This is a genomic window from Paenibacillus sp. 01T47 (assembly GCF_056398245.1).
Map to the genome: position 1 here is coordinate 228479 of NZ_JBFTPA010000004.1, position 24940 is coordinate 253418.

Annotated in this window: 22 protein-coding genes; 13 read left to right on the forward strand and 9 right to left on the reverse strand. The window is 44.5% G+C overall.

Annotated elements, in window-relative coordinates; all coding sequences use genetic code 11:
- Positions 1-140 precede the first annotated feature (140 nt).
- Together AC1DOV_RS10970 and AC1DOV_RS10975 are read left to right on the forward strand one after the other, a co-directional pair.
- Positions 141-1265, forward strand: a complete 1125-nt coding sequence (locus AC1DOV_RS10970; RefSeq protein ID WP_477549937.1) for an NADH-dependent flavin oxidoreductase — start codon at positions 141-143, stop codon at positions 1263-1265.
- Between the two features lie 226 nt (positions 1266-1491).
- Positions 1492-3114: an MDR family MFS transporter gene (locus AC1DOV_RS10975; protein WP_441885385.1), complete on the forward strand. Its 1623-nt coding sequence runs from the start codon at positions 1492-1494 to the stop codon at positions 3112-3114.
- A gap of 67 nt (positions 3115-3181) precedes the next feature.
- On the opposite strand, the gene AC1DOV_RS10980 is transcribed toward AC1DOV_RS10975, so the two are convergent.
- On the reverse strand, positions 3182-3646 hold the full coding sequence (locus AC1DOV_RS10980; protein WP_441885387.1) for a MarR family winged helix-turn-helix transcriptional regulator: 465 nt from the start codon (positions 3644-3646) through the stop codon (positions 3182-3184).
- Between the two features lie 106 nt (positions 3647-3752).
- Between AC1DOV_RS10980 and AC1DOV_RS10985 the strand changes: the two genes are divergently transcribed.
- From AC1DOV_RS10985 to AC1DOV_RS11000, 4 genes are all read left to right on the forward strand, one after another.
- Positions 3753-4169 carry a MarR family winged helix-turn-helix transcriptional regulator gene (locus AC1DOV_RS10985; RefSeq protein ID WP_076270900.1) on the forward strand — a complete coding sequence of 139 codons (417 nt, stop codon included), beginning with the start codon at positions 3753-3755 and terminating at the stop codon, positions 4167-4169.
- A 54-nt stretch (positions 4170-4223) separates the two neighbouring features.
- On the forward strand, positions 4224-4970 hold the full coding sequence (locus AC1DOV_RS10990; RefSeq protein ID WP_076270899.1) for a GTP pyrophosphokinase: 747 nt from the start codon (positions 4224-4226) through the stop codon (positions 4968-4970).
- A gap of 12 nt (positions 4971-4982) precedes the next feature.
- Positions 4983-5540, forward strand: coding sequence for a hypothetical protein (locus AC1DOV_RS10995; protein WP_144376882.1), 558 nt, complete (start codon positions 4983-4985; stop codon positions 5538-5540).
- Positions 5541-5736: 196 nt separating this feature from the next.
- Complete coding sequence (locus AC1DOV_RS11000; RefSeq protein ID WP_161807520.1) at positions 5737-5913, forward strand: hypothetical protein; 177 nt, start codon at positions 5737-5739, stop codon at positions 5911-5913.
- 44 nt (positions 5914-5957) lie between these two features.
- Here the strand turns inward: AC1DOV_RS11000 and AC1DOV_RS11005 are convergent, their stop codons facing one another.
- Together AC1DOV_RS11005 and AC1DOV_RS11010 are read right to left on the reverse strand one after the other, a co-directional pair.
- Entirely contained in the window at positions 5958-6626 is a 669-nt protein-coding gene (locus AC1DOV_RS11005; RefSeq protein ID WP_477549938.1) for an SIMPL domain-containing protein, read from the reverse strand.
- A 158-nt stretch (positions 6627-6784) separates the two neighbouring features.
- Positions 6785-7867, reverse strand: a complete 1083-nt coding sequence (locus AC1DOV_RS11010; RefSeq protein ID WP_076270896.1) for a Gfo/Idh/MocA family protein — start codon at positions 7865-7867, stop codon at positions 6785-6787.
- Between the two features lie 253 nt (positions 7868-8120).
- On the opposite strand from AC1DOV_RS11010, the gene AC1DOV_RS11015 reads away from it, so the two are divergent.
- Positions 8121-9836 (forward strand): ABC transporter ATP-binding protein, encoded by a 1716-nt coding sequence (locus AC1DOV_RS11015; RefSeq protein ID WP_076270895.1) that lies wholly within the window; start codon positions 8121-8123, stop codon positions 9834-9836.
- A gap of 7 nt (positions 9837-9843) precedes the next feature.
- On the opposite strand, the gene AC1DOV_RS11020 is transcribed toward AC1DOV_RS11015, so the two are convergent.
- The 3 genes from AC1DOV_RS11020 to AC1DOV_RS11030 form a co-directional block, all read right to left on the reverse strand.
- Complete coding sequence (locus tag AC1DOV_RS11020; protein WP_477549939.1) at positions 9844-11460, reverse strand: ABC transporter substrate-binding protein; 1617 nt, start codon at positions 11458-11460, stop codon at positions 9844-9846.
- A gap of 121 nt (positions 11461-11581) precedes the next feature.
- The gene (locus tag AC1DOV_RS11025; RefSeq protein ID WP_477549940.1) at positions 11582-12574 is read right to left on the reverse strand and encodes an ABC transporter substrate-binding protein; all 993 of its coding nucleotides are present in this window, start codon (positions 12572-12574) and stop codon (positions 11582-11584) included.
- Positions 12575-12764: 190 nt separating this feature from the next.
- Positions 12765-13670, reverse strand: coding sequence for an AraC family transcriptional regulator (locus tag AC1DOV_RS11030; protein WP_441881784.1), 906 nt, complete (start codon positions 13668-13670; stop codon positions 12765-12767).
- A 168-nt stretch (positions 13671-13838) separates the two neighbouring features.
- Between AC1DOV_RS11030 and AC1DOV_RS11035 the strand changes: the two genes are divergently transcribed.
- The 3 genes from AC1DOV_RS11035 to AC1DOV_RS11045 are packed head-to-tail and all read left to right on the forward strand — an operon-like array spanning position 13839 to position 16392.
- On the forward strand, positions 13839-14480 hold the full coding sequence (locus AC1DOV_RS11035) for a carbohydrate-binding family 9-like protein (protein WP_477549941.1): 642 nt from the start codon (positions 13839-13841) through the stop codon (positions 14478-14480).
- Between the two features lie 24 nt (positions 14481-14504).
- On the forward strand, positions 14505-15344 hold the full coding sequence (locus AC1DOV_RS11040; RefSeq protein WP_477549942.1) for a sugar phosphate isomerase/epimerase family protein: 840 nt from the start codon (positions 14505-14507) through the stop codon (positions 15342-15344).
- Positions 15345-15381: 37 nt separating this feature from the next.
- On the forward strand, positions 15382-16392 hold the full coding sequence (locus AC1DOV_RS11045; RefSeq protein WP_477549943.1) for a Gfo/Idh/MocA family protein: 1011 nt from the start codon (positions 15382-15384) through the stop codon (positions 16390-16392).
- 119 nt (positions 16393-16511) lie between these two features.
- On the opposite strand, the gene isdG is transcribed toward AC1DOV_RS11045, so the two are convergent.
- Genes isdG through AC1DOV_RS11060 form a run of 3 tightly spaced genes read right to left on the reverse strand, consistent with a single transcriptional unit; the run spans position 16512 to position 19602 of the window.
- The gene (isdG, locus tag AC1DOV_RS11050) at positions 16512-17648 is read right to left on the reverse strand and encodes a heme oxygenase (protein ID WP_477549944.1); all 1137 of its coding nucleotides are present in this window, start codon (positions 17646-17648) and stop codon (positions 16512-16514) included.
- Positions 17645-18640 carry a FecCD family ABC transporter permease gene (locus tag AC1DOV_RS11055; RefSeq protein ID WP_441881775.1) on the reverse strand — a complete coding sequence of 332 codons (996 nt, stop codon included), beginning with the start codon at positions 18638-18640 and terminating at the stop codon, positions 17645-17647. Before AC1DOV_RS11055 ends, isdG begins: the two co-directional genes overlap by 4 nt.
- 20 nt (positions 18641-18660) lie before the next feature.
- Positions 18661-19602: an ABC transporter substrate-binding protein gene (locus AC1DOV_RS11060; protein WP_477549945.1), complete on the reverse strand. Its 942-nt coding sequence runs from the start codon at positions 19600-19602 to the stop codon at positions 18661-18663.
- 340 nt (positions 19603-19942) lie between these two features.
- Here AC1DOV_RS11060 and isdC point away from each other — a divergent pair, with 340 nt between their 5' ends.
- The 3 genes from isdC to AC1DOV_RS11075 all read left to right on the forward strand — a co-directional run bounded on the left by isdC (position 19943) and on the right by AC1DOV_RS11075 (position 24873).
- A complete protein-coding gene (isdC, locus tag AC1DOV_RS11065; protein ID WP_477549946.1) occupies positions 19943-20965 on the forward strand; it encodes a heme uptake protein IsdC in 1023 nt (340 codons plus the stop codon).
- Positions 20966-20978: 13 nt separating this feature from the next.
- Positions 20979-21404 carry a hypothetical protein gene (locus tag AC1DOV_RS11070; protein ID WP_477549947.1) on the forward strand — a complete coding sequence of 142 codons (426 nt, stop codon included), beginning with the start codon at positions 20979-20981 and terminating at the stop codon, positions 21402-21404.
- A gap of 136 nt (positions 21405-21540) precedes the next feature.
- The gene (locus tag AC1DOV_RS11075) at positions 21541-24873 is read left to right on the forward strand and encodes an NEAT domain-containing protein (RefSeq protein ID WP_477549948.1); all 3333 of its coding nucleotides are present in this window, start codon (positions 21541-21543) and stop codon (positions 24871-24873) included.
- Positions 24874-24940 lie beyond the last annotated feature (67 nt).

Sequence of the window (24940 nt, forward strand, 5' to 3'; positions counted from 1 at the left end):
AGAAAAAGCATGCCTAATCTTTATGGTTTGGGATGCTTTTTTTGCTGCTTGACATTTCTAACTGTATGAAATAATATTACAGTATACAAAAAAGTTACAGTTAGTTAGATAAACAGAGGATAACGGGAGAGATGAAATAAATGAAATCAACTTATATGCCATTGTTTGAACAAATGACCTTTAAAAACGGTATTGAATTAAAAAACCGGATTGTTATGGCACCAATGACGAATTTCTCAGCAAACGAAGACGGAACGGTATCGGAGACGGAGCTGAGCTATTATAGCCGCAGATCGGGTGGAGTGGGCCTAGTCATTACAGCTTGTGTTTACGTTTCACCAAACGGAAAAGGATTTCACGGCGAATTTGCAAGCGACAGCGATGACATGATTCCGAGTCTACAGCGCTTGGCAGCAACGATTAAAGAAAAGGGCGCTAAAGCGGTGCTTCAAATTTTTCATGGCGGAAGAGAATGTCCAATTAACCTCGTGCCAAATGGTGATGTGGTAAGTGCGAGCGCTGTAGCTTCGGAGCAGAACGCTGGGGTTACACCTAGAGCATTATTAGATGAGGAAATTGAATCGATTATTCGCGACTTTGGAGAAACGACTAGAAGAGCGATTGAGGCAGGGTTCGACGGTGTTGAAATTCATGGCGCAAACGGTTATCTTGTCCAACAATTTTTCTCTCCGCATTCCAATGTACGTGATGACCGTTGGGGAGGCAATATAGAGAACAGATTGCGTTTCCCATTAGCCGTCGTTGATGAAGTGAAGCGAGTTGTTGCTGCCTATGCGGAAAAACCTTTTCTAGTCGGTTACCGCTTCTCCCCTGAGGAGGCGACTACGCCTGGTATTACCATGTCGGATACATTTAGGCTTCTAGATGAGCTTACCAATAAAGAACTTGATTATCTTCATGTATCGATAATGGATTTCTGGTCATTGCCTAAACGAGGTGCTGAAGAAACGAAAACGCGTATGCAATGGATAAAAGATCGTGTAGGTCACTCCATACCGATTATTGGCGTGGGCTCCATTCATACCCCAGAAGATGCTGTAAAGGCATTGGATATCGGCATTCCACTTGTAGCGATTGGCCGTGAAATTATTGTTGAACCGGATTGGGTCGAGAAAGTGCAAGAAGGCCGCGAATCGGAAATAAAAACAACGCTCAGCAAGGATGATCAAGATCGGTTGGTCATTCCTACCCCGCTCTGGCAAGCAATTGTTCATACGCCAGGCTGGTTCCCGCTAGGCGATTAATATAGATGACAGGAAAACAGGTCAAGCATTTCTTGACCTGTTTTTTTTGCGTCTTTAATCGATTTAATCTTTTTTTAGTGTATCCAGCACGACAATGAATTGGCAGTTGTTTTAGTACTAAAGTTATTGTATCATTGTCTAATAGGTAGGCAACCTAACTATTTCGCGAAGTAGTTTGGCGGCCAATAGGCCATAATAAATAAAAATGTTTAGGAGTGCAGAGCATATGGAGCAATTGAGTCAGAAGAAAAAGTTAACAATCATGATTGCACTGATGGCAGCTATGTTTTTCGCAGCTATCAATCAGACAATCGTAAGCACGGCTATGCCGCGCATTATTGCCATCTTGGGTGGCATCGAGTATTACACATGGGTTATTACCATCTATATGCTCACATCAACGATTGCTACTGTACTTGTAGGAAAGCTTTCGGATATTTACGGAAGGAAGCCGTTTTTGTTAGTCGGTATCGTGTTATTTATAATCGGAGCCTTCTTATGCGGTACATCAACTACGGTATTCCAGCTCATCACTTATCGTGGTATTCAAGGTATAGGCGGCGGTATTCTTATGTCAGCAACCGTGACGGCGGTTGGTGATTTGTTCGCTCCTAGGGAAAGGGCGAAATGGACTGGATTAATGATGGCCATATTCGGCTTCTCAAGTGTAATTGGACCAACATTAGGCGGCTTTATGGTCGATCATATCGCTTGGAAGTGGATTTTCTGGATTTTCCTACCGCTTGGCATTATTGCATTTGGTATGATTTGGTCCATGTTTCCAAAAACAGCGCGTAAAACAACGGAATCCATTGACTATTGGGGTTCATTATTGCTTTCACTGATGCTTATTGCATTGCTGCTCGGCTTCTCATGGGCAGGTACAAAATATGACTGGGGCTCGCCACAAATTATTGGCATGTTCGCCTCTGCAGCAGTGTTGTTAGTTCTATTGATTCTTGTAGAACGTCAAGCCAAAAGCCCTGTATTGCCTTTGTCGATGTTTAAAAACAGCATTGTAACGATCTCCAACTCCGTCGGTTTCCTTATGAATGCCGGCATGATGGGCGCAATGATGTACCTGCCATTCTTCGTACAGGGTGTGCTTGGTATTTCACCAACGAACTCGGGCTTTGTAAATATGCCGATGTCGATCGCCATGATCTTCCTAAGTGCAATGTCTGGTCGTTGGATTTCCAAATCAGGGAAATACAAACGATTCGCCCTCATCGGTATGCCATTCATGGTCGCGGGAATGCTTATGATGGCATTCATGACTAACGTTGGCGTTGCGGTTGCTGCGATGATCGTATTTGGTATTGGACTTGGTATTTCGATGCCAGTATTTACACTAACCGTTCAAAATGCAGTAGAGCCTTCACAGCTTGGTGTGGCTACAGCTACAGCTACGTTGTTCCGTAACCTGGGCGGTACGATTGGTATTGCAGTTATGGGTACGGTTATGAACTCCACTTTGACCAGTAAGCTGAAGGATGCTGTCGCAGCAGGTCAAGGACCTGATTTAAGTCAAGTAGATGCGGCTACAGCTGAGAAACTGTCTAGTTTCCTTAACCCGCAAATGCTGCTCGATCAACCGAAGCTTAAAGAGCTTCATGCGACGCTGCCGGAACAAATTCAGCCTTTGTTTACACACATCATTGAGATGGTTCGCTCGGTACTGAGCGATTCCTTGACGGTTGTATTCTTGTTCGGTATGTCCTTGCTGATCGTCGCATTTGTACTCGTGTTCTTCTTGAAAGAAATTCCGCTTCGCTCTTCTGACAAGAAAGAAGCAGTTAGCGTAGAGCCATCTGAAAAGTTGAAAAAAGAGCCTGCTCTTAATAATTAATAAGAGCGGCTCCTATAGGAGGGATTTCGCTTCCTGCAGCTTGCAGGAAGCGAAATCCCTTTGTTTATTAAAAGTCTTCATTCGTTTTGGCTGAGTCCAAATAGTCGAATACTTGGTTTAACATGACGACAAGCTGATCGCTTTGCTCCTTGCCTAAATGATCGATCATGCCTTTGAACATGGAGATAAAACGGTCTATTGCTTTTTGAGCAATTTCTTCGCCAGTGTCCGTTAACGTTATTTCGGTAATTCTTCGATCTGTGTTATCGGATGTACGAACCACATGGCCAGATGCAATTAAGCTATTAAGCATCTGTGTAACGGTTGGAGAGGTGACTTGCAGCAATTTACTGATTTCTGTAACCGTCGTCCCTGTTGAACCTTTATCATTGCTTTTTTTCACACAAACGAGCATACGAACTTCGCTCGCTTTAAGACCGCCCCACATCGTTTTTTTCCGCCAGTCGGCTTTAGCGAACTTTTGGAAAACATCGATTAAGTCTGTTACATTCTCATATTTATCTGCGGACATTGGATTCACCTCGGTGAACTTATTTTATAAAGTAATTAGGTTACCTAAGTAATTATAGTTATTATGATGACAGGAAGTCAACAAAACAACAGAAATGAGGTGGAACATGAACAACTATGAGGAATGGAAAGAACTGTTTCCGCAATTAAAGGTTGTTTACAAAAAATTAAAAACCGAATGGTATAAAGGAATAGATTGCAGCTTCTCCATTAATCAAACAAGAATGCTTCAACATTTAGATAAACAAAGTCCCATGAAGTCGACGGATCTAGCTGAATTGCTTTTGGTTACTGCAGGCGGGGTTACGCTCATCGGGGACAAGCTCGTGGAAAGAGGGCTTATTCGCAGAAATCGCAGCGAGGATGATAGACGAGTCGTTTATTTGGAAATTACAGATGAGGGCAAACAATTTGTGAAGGCTTTTAATGAAAATGATGATGCTATTATCCGATATATGAGTGAGAGGATCTCGCAAGAGGATTTGGAGCATTTGAGACGAATATTTACATCGCTTGATGATTAGCGGGATCTAATCGAAACATTTCAGCAGCAAGAATTGGAAGGGGAATACGGAAGTATGGTTATGGATCAAATGCAAAAAATGAAAGACATGAAGCAGCAAATCACTCGTTTTCTAATGATGTACAAATTTGCGATTCAAGAGCTTGAGACAAAAGTCGAAATATTAAAGGAAGAATTTCATTTACTGCATGAATACAATCCGATTGAGCATACAAGCTCTCGCCTAAAGTCGCCCAAGAGCATTGTCGAAAAGCTTTATCGAAAGCAAAGCGAGCTTTCTTTTAACGGCATTCGGAATCACATTAAAGATATAGCAGGCCTGCGAATAACTTGCTCTTTTATTTCTGATATTTACCGGATTAGCGATATGTTAAGCAATCAGAGCGATTTGACCTTATTGGAGGTTAAAGACTATATAAAAAATCCGAAGCCAAACGGCTACCAAAGCTTGCATTTGCTCATTGAGGTGCCGGTGTTCATATCGGATCGAGTGGAAAATGTGTGTGTAGAAGTTCAAATTCGAACGATAGCGATGGATTTCTGGGCGAGCCTGGAGCACAAAATCTATTATAAATATAAACAGGCGATACCTCCTCGCTTACTGAATGAACTAAAAGAAGCAGCAGATTCCGCATCCGCGCTGGATCAGAAGATGGAGCGACTGCATAATGAGATCGCAGCCATTAAAGAAGAGCGTGAGGATGATCTGGGCGATGAGATGCTTCGGCTGATCATGAACAATCAAAGCGGCTCCATTCCAAACATGCTGTTAGAGCTTTTTGAGGATGGAACCAAAAAATAATAGTCGTGAACCATGCATCAGCAACATAAAGTGAGAGTAGTGCCAAAAAGTGCTGCCAAACGAGTGTTGTTGAAAGGTGGTCATGCGGCGATGGTTATTTCAAGCTTTCAAGCCTTTATTCAGGTGTTTGGCTTATCAATCTCCATGAGCTTAGTAGGCGGCCTCATCGGACATTTTGTGAAAAATGGGATTATCGAAATGCCGAAACTCGTCATAGAATATGATGAAGAAGGATTATCCCTTTCTTCAAATTGGTTAGTAAAGTGGATTCAGCGCTGTTATTACTTTGTTATTTTTGTCATCGGCTTCAGAGATCACAGCAATGCGAAAAAAAAGATTTTTTTTGATCTCGGCTTTCTCGGCGATTTGCTGATCGCAATCGGAACGGGCATATTAGCAAAAACAGCGCTGGCTATGGCAAATACATCGGACAACTTTGCAGTCGTGAGCAGTTCATTGCTGGCAGGCTACGCAGGCTTATCTTACCTGAAGAGCAAGCAGAACAAAGAGTTTGCTGATTTGTTTCCTGAAGAAATAGATGATTCAAATCCGCAAACGCCACCGAAATAACATGCAAGTTTACTTAAGTTTTGCGTATAATGACCATAGCTGATAAACCTTTTGCTTAAATATAAGAAAGTATATCATTTTCTCATACTTATCTTATATTTCACCGTCAAAGCTACTTCAGCGTCTAAAGGACGCCGAAGGCGTTTTTGCTTGACTAATCGATTTTTCACAAAAATATCGAAGGAGGGTGGAGCGTGTGGGGAAAATAACGGTCAAAGTGACAACTGAGGAAATGCATGAGCTTAAGAAACTAGCCGAGATAGTCAAAAATCCTCAGCTTCCCATGTCTGACCGTCGCATTGCTAAAACGCAATATGAGTCCATTATCAACTTCGCAAAAAATAGTAACCGCGGCATTATTTCATCTGTATAATTAGAATGGGTTGAAGCCGCTCCGGGATGGAGCGGCTTCTTTTTTTATGTGATTTGCGCGAACCATACTCGAACAGCCGCGAAAATCTTCTGTTGTCCAGGCTCGATTGGTGTGACCATAACATCGGATTGGAAGGTTCTTTGGATAGGGAAGGGTTCAGATGAGCTGGAGATTTCCTGAACTTTGCTGGGAACTCCAGAAATGGACGTTCCTAATGCGTTTGCGATAGCAGCAGCTTTCAGACGGGCGTTCTGGACAGCAAGCGACAAGGCCTCATTTTCCAACTGTTTTCTATCGGAAACCGAGAATTGAATGGAAGTGACTGTATTGGCACCGTGAGAAACGGCGGTATCTACTACTGTTCCAGTAAGTGCAATTTGATCGATGGTGATTTGCAGGAGATGAGTTACTTTGTAGCCTTGAAAGACTTGCTTCCCGTCCGGGAAATCATACATCATTTCGATTCGATAATCATTCGTTTGGATATGTTCGCGCGGGATGCTTAGCTCGAGAAGGGATTGTATGATATCTGCTGTAATTTGTGCATTTTCAGCTTGTATCGCTTGCAGCTCCTTGCCTTCGGTAACAGCACCAAGGATGACCAAGGCTGTATCTGGAGCAGCCGTAACGATCCCTTCGCCCAAAACTTCAATCGTGGACACGCTTTTGCAGGGAATGGGAATAGCGGTATAGTAGATTTGATTGCCGTACATTGCAGGCTCCTTTCCGTCTTACAGGTTATATATTAATGTATGGAAGGATACCCGCCGAAATGATTGCTTCTTATTTTCTGCTTGCGGATGAAAGCTTAGAAAAGAATACAAAAATGGCGGGCAAGAGTAATCTTGCACCGCCATTTTTTGTGATGAGCTTAAGGAAGCTCTATTGTAACTTCACGCTTGCTTGCAGCTGAACGGAGCACACCGTCGATAATCGCTTGGTTGTACAAAATTTCTGCTCCAGGAATAGGAGCTGGACGATTTTCTGCAATCGCTGCAACAAAGTCTCTTACTTTCTCATCAAACAAGTTTAGCCCATGTTGGATGACAGGAATAGTCGAATGGATATGCTGATCAACGACATCGTGATAAAGCGTCATGCTGCCTACGCTTCCATCCCAAACACCGCTCCAAGGGCCTGTGCCTGCTGGAGTGACTTTAAGGCCGCCGTCAGTTCCAAGGAACATTGTTGCACCTAATGAATCCATGTGCATAGCCCAGCTGATTTTGTAATTGAGAACGATATCGCCCTCAAGACGGATCATCGCCACGCCAAAATCCTCAACTTCAAAGTTTGCCGCTTCACGATGGTATTTCGGGTTTGTTCCAAAATGATTTGATGTATAAGCCGATACAGTAAGCGGCTTAGGATAGCCGAGCGCATTAAGCGCCATATCAAGCGAATAGCAGCCGATATCAGCCATTGCGCCAGCACCTGCAAGCTCTTTGGAAATAAAAGTGCCGCCAGGCATACCGCGCCGTCTGCCGCCGCCTGTTTCAACAAAGTAAACGTTACCAAGTTTTCCCGATTGAACAATTTCTTGAATCAACGACATATTGGGATCGTATCTCGGCTGGAAGCCTACCGTCAATATTTTTCCACTGCGTTCAGCGGCTTCGACCATATCGATGGACTGCTGGAGTGTGACAGACATCGGCTTCTCTACGAGCACGTGCTTGCCTGCATTCAAAGCGTTTATTGAAGTTTCAGAATGTGCAAAGTTTGGTGTGCAAATGCTGACGCCGTCTAGGTCAAGCTCTAATAATTTCTTATGATCATCAAAAGCAACGGCGTTAACAAGTTCCTCTTGATCAATAAAAGCTTGTGCTTTTCCTGCTATGCTGTCTGCCACTGCCACGATCTCCACGTGAAGAGGCATTTTTTTATAAGCTGAAGCATGCGCTCTTGCAATACCGCCGCTTCCAATAATTCCGATTCGGATCGTTCTAGTCATTTCAATATCCCTCATTTCATTGTAGTGATTCTACTTTAGCACAGCTGTATTAGGCATGAAATGGTGAGAAAAGGACATGACATCTACAAAATCATGACATCTGTCTGGATGATGCCTGCTTCATTTTGTACAAAAAAATGATCACATTTGTCCATTGCCTCCCCTTACCCTTTTGTTCTACGATAGATTAGCCACAAATGATAATGGTTATCATTGATTGTGTGATAAAAATAGATTAGGAAGGAAGCTGGATATGCTGCGTCGTTTTTTTGCTTATTACAAGCCCTACAAGAAGCTATTTATTTTAGATTTTTCATGTGCCATTTTGGCTGCATTGCTTGAGCTTGCTTTTCCACTTGCCGTCAACCGGGTTGTGGATGATCTTTTGCCGAGCGGCAACTGGAAATGGATTTTGTATGCTTGTATCGGACTATTAGTCATTTATGTGTTCAGCTCTGCACTGCATTATGTCGTTACCTATTGGGGACATAAGCTCGGAATCAACATCGAGTCCGATATGCGCAAGCAGCTGTTTGATCGTGTACAGAAGCTGAGCTTCCGTTTCTTCGACAATAACAAGACAGGACATCTGGTATCCCGGATGACAAATGACTTGATGGATATTGGAGAGATCGCCCATCATGGGCCGGAGGATTTGTTCATTGCTTTAATGACGCTGACTGGTGCGTTCGGTATTATGTTGAGCATTAACTATCAGCTTGCGTTAATGACCTTTATTATTATACCGTTGATGATTTATTTGTCGCTGTACTTCAGCCGTAAAATGTCAGCAGCCTTTAATCGGATGTTTTCTGATATCGCTGACTACAATGCACGCGTTGAAAATAACGTGAGCGGCATTCGTGTCGTTCAAGCGTTTGCGAACGAAAAACATGAAATGGCACGTTTTGCTGAAAATAACGGTCGTTTCCGTTTGACGAAGCTCATTGCATATCGCGTGATGGCATGGAACTCGTCAATCAGCTTTATTCTAATGAAGCTCATTTCTTTGTTTGTACTCGTATGCGGAACTTGGTTCGTTATTCAAGGCGATATGAGCTATGGTGAGTTTATCGCATTTGTTATGCTCTCGAACGTATTCTTAGGTCCGATTAAACAGATTAACTCTGTCATTGAGACGTATCCAAAAGGAATAGCCGGATTCAAACGTTATTTGGAATTGCTTGAAACGGAACCTGATATTGCCGATGCGCCGAATGCACAAGTAGTAAGCCATCTCAAGGGTGATATTCGGTTTAATAAAGTGACATTTGGTTATGAGAATAAAGACAAGGTGCTGCAAGGTCTCAGCCTATCGATCCGCGCAGGTGAGACGGTAGCTCTAGTAGGTCCATCGGGAGCGGGGAAAACAACGTTATGCAGCTTGCTTCCGCGTTTCTACGATGTCGAAGAAGGCTCAATTACGATTGACAACATTGATTTGCGGGATATGACGCTTGAATCACTGCGCTCCAACATTGGGATTGTGCAGCAGGATGTGTTCCTCTTTGATGGATCGATTCGAGAAAATATTGCTTACGGCAAGCTCGGAGCGTCGGAGGAAGAGATTATGCAAGCCGCTCGTCAAGCGCAGCTGGAGGAGCTCATCTTGTCGCAGCCTGAGGGATTGAATACAATGATCGGCGAGAGAGGGGTTAAGCTGTCGGGAGGACAGAAGCAGAGGCTCTCCATTGCACGAATGTTTCTGAAGAACCCGCCGATCCTTATTTTGGATGAGGCGACATCCGCGCTGGATACCGAGACGGAAGCGGCGATTCAGCTAGCGCTTGCTGAGCTGTCCCGCGGCAGAACGACGCTTGTTATCGCTCATCGTCTTGCTACGATCAAAAATGCTGACCGCATCGTAGTTGTAGCCGAGCAAGGGATTGCCGAGCAAGGCAATCATGATGAATTGCTCGACGCGCGTGGTGCTTACAGCAGGCTTCACCAGGCTCAATTCGGCGCATAAGGGGGAATTATGAGGTTTGGTTCAGCAGCTCGGGGAGAAGCAATAGCAGCTTATCCCTTGCTGAAGCATCCTCCTGATTCCAGTCGCGCTCATCGAGCACGTAACTGAAGCCATTTTTGACAGCAGGAAGGTTTCTCCAGATTGGGCTGTTCACTAATTTCTCCATGGCTGCTTTGGACTCCTCATTTTCGGGCAGCATCATGAATACGCGGTCGCCTGCGTATTGTTGGATCGTTTTTTCTGTAATTTCCTTATAGGGTCTGCCAGACTTCAGAATGTCTTGAACTTTCCCTGTAGGCCGGAAACCATCTGGATGGTACAGTATAGAGGATAAACCAATATTGCCCATGACAAATAAACGTTCTCCACGATGATAGATAAAGACAGAAGCTGTTTCGTTCGGCCGAATGCGCGCCTGAAGCTGCTGCCACATCAATAACGTACTGCTATTATAATGAAGAAGCCATTGCTGGGCTTCTTTTTTTTTGCCCAGCCACTCTCCAAGCATGAGCAGTCTCTCATCAAGTGACCCACGTGAATTATAGGTAAGCGTAGGGGCAAGCTCTGACATTTGTGAGTACAAGCTTTCATCAGAATGGTCGAATATAATTAAGTCAGGCGCTAGAGCAGAAGCCTGTTCCGAATGAAAAGGCTCGCCTTTGCTGATCATATGGCTTCCTACTAGCTGAATGCCAAGCGTATTCATATCACCGATACTTTCACCACAATAAAAAATGCGATTTGGCTGAGCGGGAATGCTGACCTCGTGACCATCCCAATCCTTAACGAGTATATTTTGGCGCATCGATAGGGCATATTGCCTTGGAGAAAAGCCGGTTATAAGACGGAAGCGGCGGCTGAAATAATACTCATCGGTAAAGCCGACACGATCTGCGATATCGCGCAAAGTATTGTCGGTATGGATCAGCCAATCCTTGGACCGACTGATACGAAGCTCATTCAAATAATCAAGTGGTTTCTTGCCAGTCAGCTCCTTGAATATTGAAGTGAACTGCCAAGCAGGTACGTTGGCCATATCAACGAGCTGCTTGACCGTTATTCGGTTCTGAAAATGATTTTGCATATATTGAATTGTTTGTTCAACCGTTTGCGTGGAGCTGCTCATCGAGTCGAATTGCAGGTTATGTTCAAGAACAAATCCGATAAGCTTCTGAAAATGCGTTTGCTGACGATGCGCTTCAATGTTATCGCAGTCCGTAATTCCGGTATAAAGCTGGCTCAGCAAATCCATCCATTGTGCGAGCGGATAAACGCGCAGCTCTTGACGGTTCGGAAATAGCTGCTCCGTATAAAGCACAGGACCTTGGTTCAGCAAATGAAGGATCTGGAAAGAGATGAGGTAATATTCCAATTTGCCGTCGCCTATATTTTCAAATTGATATGCGGTGTTCGGGGATAGAAGGAAAGAACTGTATGACGAGAAAAGGGAACTTTCATTACCCATAAACAGTCTGCCTCTGCCGCTCCTCGATATAAGCATCGTATAGCAGGAAGTCACATTTTCCGCTAATACTTCGCCCTCTGTATGGCTGTACAGCTTCATATCTACAAAATGGAAGCTTAAGGAGCGCAGAGGTAAAGTCTGATGCGTTAAGTTAGACATGGCTGTAGCCTCATTTCAGTATTGAGAATCGTTATCAATTAATTTCATTATAAACAAATAGAAGAAGCTTATCAACCGTAGTTGAAGAGCTTCTTCTATTTCAACAGACGTTAAGCAGCATTTATTTTTTAATAAGTGCTTTTGGCAGCTCTTCTAACAACCATTCTCTAGAAAGTGCGTCGCTGGAAGCTTTGAGCAAATCAAAATTGTACACTTGTCCATTTTTTACGGCAGGGAGCTTGAGCCATAAATCGCTTTTCATAAGCTCGTTCGTTGATTGCTGCGCCTCAGGAGCGACCGGATTCAGAATGAAGATGCGGTCAGCCGCATACTCTGGCAGCAGCTCAGAAGATATTTCTGCAAAACCTTGTTCTTTATCAATAAGATCCTGGATGATTGGTGTTGGCTTTAAACCGCCGTTCTCGTATAAGAATTGCGGCAGCCCAGTACCAGCCATAATAAAGAGGCGGTTGCCAGGATACATTGTAAATACGGCTGCCGTTTCACTTTCTTTAATCCCGCTATCGTGAATTTGTTTCCACATATCTGCGGTTTTGACCGCGTGCTCTGCAAGCCAATCCTCAGCTTCTTGCTTCTTATTTAACAAATCCCCTAGCGTACGCATTCTGTCCTCCAGCGTGGCGAAGGAGTTGAACGTTACCGTTGGAGCAACCTTTGAAATAACCTCATACTGCTGCTCGTCCGAATTCGAGAAAATAATAAGATCAGGCTGCAGTGTTAATGATTTCTCGACGCTTAGCGGAAAACCTACGTCCTCGACACCAGTTAGCTGCTGCTCAAATACCGTGCCTTTAATCATATCCTGTATGACGCCGATCGGCTTAACGCCTAGCGCAAGCAAATCACCGGTAGTTTCACCGTGAAAGATAACACGCTGTGGAGTAACAGGCACTTCTACCTCATGCTTCGACCAGTCGGTGAAGGAGCGGGTAGTATCGGCTGCTTGTTCCGTTGCTGCAGGTGCTTTTGTTGCTTCAGCAGCTGGACTCGCTGTATTGCCCGAATTTGCTGAATTGCTGCCACAGGCTAGCAATAGGGTTCCCATTAGTGCGAATGTAGCCAAAAGTGCGGCTGATTTTGTTCCTTGATACATTTTAATTCTCCCCCAATAGATGTTATAAGATAATGATAATCATTATCGATATACATTATCGTAATAGATATACGAGCTGTACTCAATGGACAAAAGAAAGAAGTGTTTTTTAGTTTGTCCAAACATGATGAAAAGTTAAAAGCCGAACACCACTGTAGGTATTCGGCTTTCATTAGATAGAGCTCTTTTTTTATAATATTTTGGACAATTTCCGATATTCTCGCGGAGATATTCCTTCATGACGGCGGAATATCCGGCTGAAGTAGTGAATATCGGAATAGCCGACGATGCTGCCGACGTTTTCGATTGAAAGCTCGGATTCCCGAAGAAGCCTTCTAGCTTCACGGTGACGTATCGATTGAACATATTCGCTAGGAGGCATACCGGCGATTTGCTTAAACAGCTTCGCGGTATGGTCGATGCTCAAATTCAGCTTTGCGGCGATCGTTGTGTTTGTCCAATTTGCAGCAGGTGATGCCTCTATTTCCTCCATTAACTCGGCAATCCTGCCGCCATGAAGAGAGGTTTGTCCAGCGGATCGAGATGAGGGCAATCGCAGCAAATGGGCCAATATATGTAGCATTAGACCTTTGCAAACCAGCTCATACCCAATAGGACGCATTGTGAATTCATGAACAAGCTGCTCCATTAATTGTACACATACGAGAGGCGGCTTATAGACTGGATGGTCAGATAAGGGAGCCAACCCTTCCACATAAGGCTCATAAATGAATTTATGCGGCAAAACAGCAGCTTCGTTCACAACCATGTCAGCCTCTGTCTGAATATCGAGCTCGTCAAAAAAATCAAAATGAATGCCTAAAAATCGAGCGTTTGGGCTGGAAACGACTTCATTTTGGTGATAAACGCCAGAGGGCAAAAAGATAAGCTGACCAGCTTCAATCTTATAGCGCTGCCCATGCATGGTCGTCGCTGCTTCGCCATGGTACACGTACAGGAGCTCGTAATCATACAATCTACGTCTTGGCAGAGCACCCGTTGGCAAGCGCTGGAACTGCGCATAATGGACGCTGGGCGACCACTCGCGAAATGGAGTTGAACGAATGCGTAGAAAGGGAGATTCAGTCTTTTCCAAGCGGTAGGCTCCTTTCATTAAGAAAATAAAAAAGAGAACGGAATTGTCCAAAAAATCGCTATTCTAGCTAAATAAATTTCAAGAATAATCGTTTATTATAAACGTATTATCACATGTTGTTGCAGCAAATTCAATATAACGTAATTATCTAAAAAGGAGTTTGAACAAATGGAGGTTCCTGCGTTTCAAGAGAGTAAAACCTATCTTTGCAGGCAAGTGCCGATCAGCATCGAAGACGCCGGTTTTGGCGCTATCCATTGGGATAGCTTCGATGCGATTGAACTGGTTGATACGGTCACTGCCATGCAGCCTAAGGAGCGTACGGAAGTAAGAGCATGCTGGAGCCAGAACTATTTGCATATTCGTTATTTATGCAAGGATTCACATGTTGTATCTGATTTTACCATACGCGATGAGCCGCTTTATGAGCAGGATGTCGTTGAGCTGTTTATCGATGAGGATGGAACTGGGCATCGTTATCTAGAGCTAGAAGTTAGTCCGAACAATGTTGTTTTTGATGCTCTGATTGCGAATGATGGTGAAGCCGAGATCACTGCGACGGACTTAGCATGGAGGTTTGAGGGTATTCAGACGACTGTTGAAACGAGAAGCGATGCTGAACGGATTTATTTTGTGCATATTCCGGTTGAGAATTTCAAGAAGCCTCTCGAGCAAGGATTAAGCTGGAGAGTGAATTTTTACCGAATTGATGAGGATAAACACGGCAACCGTGAATTCCAGGCTTGGCAGGCTACCAAAGCGATAAACTTTCATCTTCCCCGTAAATTTGGCAGGCTGTTATTTATTTAAAACATAAATGTAGGAGGGTTTAACATGAAAAAAGGGATTAATATTTGGTCTTTCAAAGGTGATTCAACCATTGCAGAAAACATTCGTACAGCAAAAAAAGCAGGTTTTGACGGAATCGAGCTGTCATTGAACGAGACGGGCGAGCTTAGCCTAGCAGCTTCCGACAAAGAGATTCAAGAAATCAAAAACGAACTGCAGCAAAATGAACTGGAAATTGCAGGTTTAGCAACAGGCTTGTACTGGTCCTATCCAATGACGAGTGAAAACGCGGCTACACGCGAGAAAGCAATCGATGTGTGCAAGAAACAGCTGGAGCTTGCTGCGGCTCTCGGCGTCGATACCATTTTGGTCATTCCAGGCGCTGTAGGCGTTGACTTTATACCAGGCAGTGAAGTAGCTGACTACGAATATGCATATGACCGGGCGCTGGAAGCGATCGGGAAGCTTGTTCCGTTTGCTGAGAGCGCGGGTGTCTCGATTGGCATTGAGAACGTTTGGAACAAGTTCTTATTATCGCCGATTGAGATGCGTTCCTTCATTGATGCGCATAACTCGAGTTTTGTAGGCTCGTATTTCGATGTCGGCAATGCGCTGCATAATGGTTATCCTGAGCAATGGATTCGTATTTTGGGTCATCGCATCAAGAAGGTGCACTTCAAGGATTACCGCCGTCAAGCAGGAGGATTGCATGGCTTTGTTGATCTGTTAGCAGGTGATGTTGATTACCCAGCTGTCATGCAGGCGCTTCATGCGATTGGTTATGACAATTATGTAACTGGAGAAATGATTCCGCCATACAATCATCATTCCGAACAAATCATTTTCAACACTTCAAAAGCGATGGATGCCATATTAGGACGTTAGAATTCATCTACTCAAAAACTATTAGGAGGTTTTTAATATGTTAAAGGTTGGTTTAATCGGTTTTGGATTTATGGGTCGGATGCACTTTGACAATTATGTCCGTCTTGCTAAGGAAGGAGCTCCTGTGCAGCTCGTAGCGATTTGCGATTTGCTGATCGAAGAGTTGAAGGAAGGAAAAGCGTCAGGCAACATCGCGACAGAGCAGGACGTCTATGATCTTGCGCCTTACCGTTTGTACGATAATATTGCTGCAATGCTAGAGAACGAGGAACTAGATATCGTTGATATTACGCTGCCTACTAATCTGCATGCTGATTTAACCTGCTCGATGCTTGAGAGAGGGTTGCATGTATTATGCGAGAAACCTGTGGCAGGAAGCTCAGAGGATGGCTGGCGCATGGCACATGCAGCAGAGCGCACAGGAAAAACGTTGATGATCGGCCAATGCCTGCGCTTCTGGCCAGCTTATGAATACTTGAAGGCTTGCGTAGAGGATGGCCGTTATGGAGCTGTTACGGGCGGTTATTTCTTCAGAGGCTCTGCCGCGCCAAAGGGTTGGTTTCTGGATGGCAGCAAAAGCGGAGGCTGTTTACTGGACATGCACATTCATGATGCAGACATGGTTCACTGGTTATTCGGCAAGCCTGAGAAGGTATCAACGATTGCACGCAATGTCATTCCAGGCAGCGGCTATGATGTCGTGTCTACTCATTATATTTATCCAGATGGCAAGGTGCTGAATGCTCAGGCAGATTGGACGCTGGAAGGCGACTTTGGCTTCGCCATGACGTATCGCGTTAATTTTGAAGGCGGAAATCTCATTTTTGAAGATGGGCAAGTGAAAGTTAACCCAAATGATGCGCCGGGCTTTATCGCTGAATTGTCTGAGGATATGGGTTATTATCGTGAAATCAAATATTTTATTGAATCCATTCATGCGGGTCAGCCAGTTTCAATCTGCGCACCTGAGAGCGCGGTAGGCACGCTTGAAATAATCGAAGCAGAGCTGCGCTCTGCAAATGAAGGCGGGACGCTAGTATCCTTGTAAAAGGCCTAGCATTCACTTAGCAACCGGATAGGCTCGTTAAAATGAACAGACAAAAGCAAGACAGCCGCCGCCTCGTTTAGAGGAGGAATGGCTGTCTTGCTTGTTTGTTAAGAAGGAATTTATTGGGCAAGCCGTTCATCGCTGCGTTCCGCTGCAGGGAGCGGAGTACGCTTGACTTTGACTTCCTGAAACATAATTTTGTTAGATAGAATGTATTCCGGCGTTTTCCGGTGGGAATGAGATTCACGGAACGCCTCGCTTTTTGTCCAGTTGTTAAAGTCATCTCTGGATTGCCACCTTGTAACGATGGAAACCTCGTCATAGTCCTTTAGGTTTTGCGTGAGAAGCACCTCAAGCCCAAGAAACCCTTCCATTTCCTCGACTTTGCCTACCCGATCAAAACGTTCAACAAGCTTTTCTCCTTCACCCTTCGTAATTTGCGATACATTCGTCACAATGATCATCGTTTCTTCCTCCTCATCGGTTTTGGGTATAGGAATGATAATGGGATAACGTTCAGCAAAGCTGATTCTCGCATCCAAATCAAATACGGAGCGCATGAAACGAGGCGTAATGATGGTTCGTGGTTCTCCAGCGTCAGCAAGCTCCCCTTCTTTCATGGCAATCATATAATGGCAATAAGAGGCTGCCTGCTGCAGATCGTGCAGAACCATAACGATCGTCGTTCCATATTCCCGATTTATTTTGGCGAGTGTCTCCAGCACCTCGAGCTGATGACACATGTCCAGATAGGTAGTTGGCTCATCTAACAAAAGAATTTCGGTCTGCTGCGCTAAAGCCATGGCGATTCGCGCCTTCTGCTGCTCGCCTCCGGAGAGGGTGTGAAACATTCGGTCTTCGTGCCGTCGAATGCGCATTGCCCGCAATGCCCAATCAATGATACGTTCATCCTCCGTAGTTAGCCGCTGACGGAAGCTTTTTTGGTAGGGAGCACGCCCATAAGCGACCAGCTCGCGAACGGTCAGCGAAGGAAGCATATTTTTGGCTTGCGTCAGCATGGAAAGACTTTTGGCATATTCGGATCTTTTATAATCGCTCGTACTCTTCTCATTAATGAGAATGCTGCCGCTATCTGGAGTCAGCAGACCCGAGATTAATCTAAGCATCGTTGATTTGCCTGAGCCGTTTGGCCCGACTATCGCAGTTATTTTACCTTTAGGGATTTCCATATTAACATCTGACAACTTGAACATGCCTGCTTCAAGCGTTAACGAATGGGTTTGAATCGCCTTCATCGCCAGTTACTCCTCCTCAGCAAATACAAAAAGAACGGTGCGCCGATGCAAGCTAATAATATGCCAACCGGCAGCTCAACAGGGTCAAATAAAGAACGAGCCGCAGCATCGGCAATGACGACTAGAGCAGCACCGGTTATTATCGATACTGGCAGCAAATAACGGTAATCGTCGCCAATTAGAAGGCGGACCATATGGGGCACAACCAGCCCAACGAAGCCAACAAGACCTGCGGCGCTTACTGCAATTCCTGCAAGCAGAGCAGATAAGAGAATAAGCAGAAGCCGCTGCAACTCCACTTTTTGTCCCAGCAAGCGAGCAGAATCGTCGCTGAGCAGCAGCAGATTGGCTGATTTGATCGCTGGTATCGTAAGAAGTAGGCCGACGAGCGCGTAAGGCAGCATAAAGCTGAAATGATGCCAGCTTCGTCCATTTAATCCGCCGGAAAGCCAAGGAAGCACAGCTTGAACCCGGTCGCTGTAAACGACCATCACGCCATTCATAACGGCCCCCACGAGCGCGTTTACTGCAACACCGGCTAATACAATCTTAATAGGCGAAGCACCTTTATCCCATGAAAGAAAATAAATAATTAGACTTGCAGAGAGGGCGCCAACAAAAGCAGCAGCTGGCAATAAAAAGCTGAATTGCGGCAGCATCACCATCGTGATGACAGCAGCGAGACCGCCACCTGCCGAAACGCCAATAATACCGGGATCGGCAAGTGGATTGCGCATGACACTTTGCAGAATTGCTCCGGATGCAGCAAGGCATGCGCCTGTCAATAAACCAATTAATACTCTAGGGAGCCTAAGATCAAGCAATATCACGGAGTGAGCTGATGAATCGCCTGTGATAAGAATGCTCCATATCTCGTGCAGTGGAATCGTGATTGATCCAGATATTAACCCGATAAGAACGCTTAAAAGCAGAAATATGGGTGAGATGATGAAGGCCAGCTTACGTCTTTTTGTACGTGTTTCTTTATTCATAATCCTTATTTAGCATCCTTTCAGTTAGGCACTTCTTTCAGCAAGCGGTCCATAAGCTCAAGTGCTTCGATTACACGAGTTCCAGGGTTAGTACCGAACAGGTCCTGCGGCAGCACTTCAATACGCTGCTGCTTGACGGCGGATATGCTGCTCCATGCAGAATTAGTCTCCATTTCACGAATGAAGCTGTTCTTGATTTCCTCGGGATTGCCATGCGTCATGAAAAAAATGATGTCGGGGTCTGCTTCAACAACACGTTCTGCGTTTAGCTGCGCGTATTGCGGGAAGCTCTGCAGCCTCGGATAATCCGAAGCGATATTTACTCCGCCAGCGGTTTCGAGAATGTTGCCGCTCAAGGAATTAGGGAGTGCTGCCATGAATGTACCTGGTGCTCCATATACAAGCAGCGCTCGCGGCTTGTTGGCTTCATCGGTAGGTTTATAAACAGCAATCTTATCAACAATGTTGGCGATAATTGCTTGTGCCTGCTCTTCTTTGCGAAGAAGTTGGCCTATCAGCTCAATCTGGCGTTTAATGTCGTCGATGGAGTTGGCACCCGTCAACAGGAGCTGTACACCGATTCCTTGAAGAACGGGAATATCCTTCTCATTCAATGGATAATTGCCAAGCACGACATCAGGGCGAAGCAATGCTATTTTTTCCAAATCAACCTCGTGAGCATTTCCGATTTGTTCAGCTTCGAGGACTGCCCGATTAACGGGCTGAGCGGATGTTGTAGGTCGGCCGACTAGATTTCCTCCTAAAGCTGCCACAATATCAGCTTCGCCGCTGCCCAGTGCAACAATTTTGGCGGGAGGTTCCTTAAAGGCAATTTGGCGTCCTGCAAAGTCTTTTACTATCAGACTTCCATCGCTCATTTCTGAAGAGTTGCCTTTGTCGTTACTGCATCCTGTAAAAACGAGTAACAGAAGCACAGCAAATAGGGGGAGACAAGTTCTCATAACAATTGCAGTACCTCCAATCTAAATGGTATTGATAATCAGTCTCAATGATCTCTTCGAGAGTATAATGCTTAAAAACAGAGGACGTCAATACCTAAAAAGGAATTATATAGAAAATAACTAATTTTCTTTTTTTGTGTTGACAAAATGTGGGCTTGCATGATAGTTTCATTCCTGAGAATGGCGTTTCCTGAAATGGGGATACATTCTGCAGCAGGTTGCTTTTTTTTTAATTGTCTAATGATAATGATTATCATAATCAAAATAACTTTTTATTGATAATGATTATCATATTCATGATGCGAGAGAGAGCCATTCGGATAATCTGCTGCGAGCTTGGATGTCAGGAGTAAAGGAGGAGAAGAGAATTATTCGCAAGTTTGGAGTGCTGGCTTTCTTCATCATGATTACTTTACTCGTTGTTCCGTTTGCACCTGAAGCACATGCGGCTGAACTGGCTGATGGTACGTACTCGATAGACTATGTTGTCAAGAAAGCCGAAGATGAATCGGTATCGATGGCAAATGACTATTGGGAAAAACCAGCCAAGCTGATTGTGACCAAAGGAGCTTTGCAGGTACAACTGCAAATAAACCATAGCTCATGGGTAACGGAATATAAAGTTCCGAGTGACGGCGGGTACATAGATACGGCTATTGTATCTAGCAACGAAGCTGACAATACGAGAATTGTTAAGTTCGGAATTGCTGATCTAACTACGCCGTTAGAGTCCAAGATCCACGTAACGGTAGAGGATATTGATTACGATCACAGCTACACGATTCGTCTAGTTTTCGATTCTAGCAGTCTGAAGCAGATCAGCAAAGCGGAGGCCCCTGTCAAAGAAGAAAAGAAACCAGCAGCAACCACGAAAGAACCAAAAAAAGAGACCGATGTAAAGACAGGTACAACAGCTCCTCAAACCACAAATAAGGTGATTGAAAAACCAAAGGTTGAGGTAGATAAGCCGAGCTCTGAAACGGTCAATTCTAAAAAAGAAGATTCTAAGAAAGAGATACAGGTCGAAGCTTCGCCTGCTCCAACCGTTAGTCCGATAGCGGTTGAAGCTGAAGGGCAATCATTGCCTAAGGAGACTTTAACCCCATCTTCACAAGAGTCTACCTCTGCAGAGGATACCCTAGCAGTGGACTCTGCGGAGACAGCTGTTCACGAAGAGCCGAAGGTCGATGTTCAGCTTATCGGGGCTGATATGGTTACACCTGCATCAGGTGAAGCTGCGCAGCAGTTGTCAGATTCGACTTCTTCTAAGCGAGTGTTGTCACCGCTTGTTATTTCCCTAATCATTATTGTTGTCGGAGTAGCCTTTATCTTATTGCGCAAAACCAAATTCGCTAAAAAATAAGGAGTGTTGATAAATGATCAAATCGATGAAAAAAACTAGTTTTGTAATGATGATGCTTGTTATGGCTCTAGCTTTGGCTGTTCCGTCTGTATTCGCAAGCACAGGCGTAGGCTACGTTGTTCGCAATGCAACAGATACAGCAAATTCTTATGCTAACGTCTATAAAGTAGGCGATGCAGTTGTTGCTAGCAATGGGACAACAACAACGGTGACATTCTCAGGCTCAAGCTATATTCAATACTTGCAAGTGGAAGACCCTGCTACTGGAACATACAGCTATGCAGCTGCTAATTATACTGGCGGCAACGTTGAATTTACATTTGAAGTGGCTGATTTCGCGCCGAACCAATTGGCAAAAATTCATGTTATTGTACCAGCATCACCAGGAAATCCAGGCTACAATACGGTTCATACGATCCAATTCGATTGGAGCGTTTAAGAAGCAGTGAATTCACTGATTAGAATAATGTGCTAAAAGAACAGGAGAGCGATACGATGGCATGGACCGCTCTCCTGTTCAAAATGCAAGGGTACATAAGCGATAGCAGTTAAATGACGAAGGAGTGTTTTTTGAAATGCAAATGAAATATCGCCGATTGACGGCGCTGCTCATGGCGCTCGTATTGTTGCTGTCGGCCTTTCCTGTGAGTGCAGCGGCGGGAGTAACGCCAAATGGGGAGTATAGTGTTCCTTTTCTTTATGTGAAGAATGGGAGCAATGAACGATCAATCATTAACGATTATCTAAATCCAAGCACAGGCAAATTGATTATTACTAATGGCAGTGCAAAGTTTCAGCATGAGGTTACGCAGTATACTTCCTTTCATCATTTTTCTGCTAAGTTACCAGGTAAAGACAAAGCAGTAATCAATGGGAACACAATCAACGGCATAGAAGGGTATCAAGTCGTTGCTGCTCAGCCAGCAGGGGACGGCTTAGATCCGGATCACGTCGTTGTTAGCTATGATATTGAGAACATGCAAGAGAAACAAGAAATTTTGATTCATATCGTCATTCCTTCAGTAAATTATGACAATTGGTATAATGTTCAGCTTCAGCTGGATATCTCAGGTCTACCCGTTGATGGAGGCGGCAATGGGGGCGGAGGCGAGACGGGTGCTGTAACATTAGAGCAGCTTGAAGCTTTATTTACAACTTCGAATGAGCTGCTGAATACAACGACGGAGGGAACTGGCGATGGCTTCTATTTGCTAGGCTCCAAGGCTACTTTTCAAAATACGATCACTCAGGCAAGAAGCATTGCCGATAGCGCTGGCGGTTCCAATCAAGAGCTGATCAAGGCTGCTTACCTTGTTCTGCAAGAGGGAAAAAAGAAGTATGAGGCTGCTCGGCTTGTCGTGAATAAAGCGAATTTAGTACGTGCGTTAGAAGAGATTTCAGCTTTTGCGACAACGGTGAAAAATATAGGGACAGCAAATGGAGCTTCAGCCGCTCATGCTGTATTAACGGATGGTGAGTATTCGGTAGGAGCAAGTGTAAGGCTTGGGCAATGGATTGCGGACGCTCAGACTGTTGCTGCTGATCCGCAAGCATCTCAAACAGCTGTCAATAATGCTTTAAATGTGTTGACTGCCAATGTGGAGGATTTGAAAAAGCAGCAGTACAAGAAGGAGATATTACCGCTGCTTGTGCTGGACCCTGAAACAGGAGAAATATCCAAACACAATAAAGATTTCAAAACAGAAGTAAGTATGTTTACTCAATCGGCAGCGCCTTATTTTCAAGCGTATGCTCACGTTGTTTTTGCAGATCCGATGGAAATTGCACCTGAATTAACGTTATATGGACAAAGCGCAAACGGCGAGATTTCCTCTAGTACGCTGACAGGTTATAAAACGCTTATTCAAAAGGGCTATGAAGGACTGATACAGGCCTATCAGTTTTCCGCAAGACATCAAAAGGCAGACGATTCTATTTATCAAGGCTTATCAAAACTAGAGTACACAATTGGTACAGAGAAGCGAACAGTACTATTCAGCTATAATGCCAATCATCTTAATGCCTTAAATGCTTCGATCACTACAGCGCGTCAACTACATGATTCGGCTGTTGTTGGAACGGCTGCTGGGCAATATGAGGAGGCGGCAAAAGAATCATTGCTTTCTGCTATTCAATTAGCTGAACAAACAGGGAAGAAACTCAATTCTACACGTCCAGAAATTGCTAATGCGGCAAAGATTTTAGAGAAATCTGTTCAAGTTTTCAAAGGAAGCCAGATTCGCAATATTTCTTTCGCAGCCCTGCATGCAACAAATGCAGCGTTATCGAGCATGGACAGTTACTTCCTCAAGCCGGCTTCTGTTACGAACTATATCGGCGAGACTTTTGTGTCTTTTGCAATAAAGGACAGCAGCATCGTTACAGAGTTTAAAGTGGCTCAGAACAGCATACTCACAGATGTGAGCGTTGTTAGTGAAAACAAGACAGAAAATACGAGGGTTATCAAATTTAAAGTGGATGATTTAACGGCAATTGTACCAGGGCAAGTTCGTATCATTATGCCAAACGTAATTGACCCGCGTACAGGCAAACCTTATGATGCGACTCATAACATTCGTCTGTTGTTTGACAATGGTGATCCAGCAGTATTGAAGGCAGCTATTGCGGCAGCGAAGGCGGCTCATAATGGAGCAGCCGCAGGTACAGGTGTTGGGCAATATCCGCAATCAGCGAAAGATACACTGCTTAGTGCAATTACAGCAGCGAACGCTGTCGCAAACAGCATATTGTCTACAAAGCAACAGCTCATTGATGCAGAAGGCACGCTGGATCAAGCGCTTCGTGCTTTCCAAGCGACAAAAATTGTCGTTGTTGATCCGGTCAAACCGACAGAACCGGGTGCACTTGCGGACGGCAAGTATTTGATTGATATTCAGTTTTTAAAACAAGGCACTACACAAACATCGGTGATGGATGAATATGTAGCACATCCTGCTCGTTTGCTCGTGCAAAATGGTGTGAAGCATGTGCAAGTCAATTTAAAGCAAAGCAAGGAAATTACCGGATTTACGATTGGCGGTTCTACGCCAGCAACGATCGAATCCGATGCTTCCGCTAACACAAGACGAGTACAATTTACAGTAGCCGATCTACCGGCTAAGCTGGATGGCTGGGTGAAAATAGATTGGCCAGAAGTGAAGTACCATCATGAATACAGTATTCAAATTCAGCTTGGGGCAATAACTCCAGTAGCAAGCTGGGACTCTGATTCATTTGGCTCTGTGGTGCCGAGAGAGACGCCAGAAGAAATTGAGAAAAAGAAAAAGAAAAAGGAACAAGAGGAAAAAGATAAGCTGGCTGGCAAAGATGCAACGGCTGCATTTAAAGATTTAGCAAACAACTGGGCGAAAGAAGCCATTAATCGCGCATTGAAGCTAAACATCGTTCAGGGTTATCCGGATGGAAGCTTTAAACCGAATGCAACGGTCAATCGTGCGGAGTGGACGGTTATTCTCGGCAGAGCTCTGAAGCTGGAAGGCAAGAACGCTTCAACAGCTTTTGCAGATATGAAAAACATTCCTACTTGGGCACAGTCCTTTATCGAACAAGCGGTAGCAGCAGGCATTATTAATGGCTATGAGGATCAGACATTCCGTCCAACGCAAAATGTAAACCGTACGGAAATTGCAGTCATGATCGTAAGAGCACTTCATTTGCCGCTGGAAGCAGCGGATTCGCTTAATTTTGCGGATGTAGCGGAAATTCCTTCCTACGCTAAGGCTTACATTGCTACGGCAGTGAAGTACGGATTAATTAAGGGACTGGATCAAAATCAGTTTGGAGCAACGAAGTCCGCAACAAGAGCTGAGGCGATTACTCTCGTTTTGCGTGCTGTCGATTATTTGGAAACGAAAGCAGCAGAACAAGAAGAGGCTAAAACGGCATAAGCAGCAGAAAGAAAGGAAGGACAAAGTTTGAAGCGGGTGATTTAAACAGATGGCATAGGAGGACCCT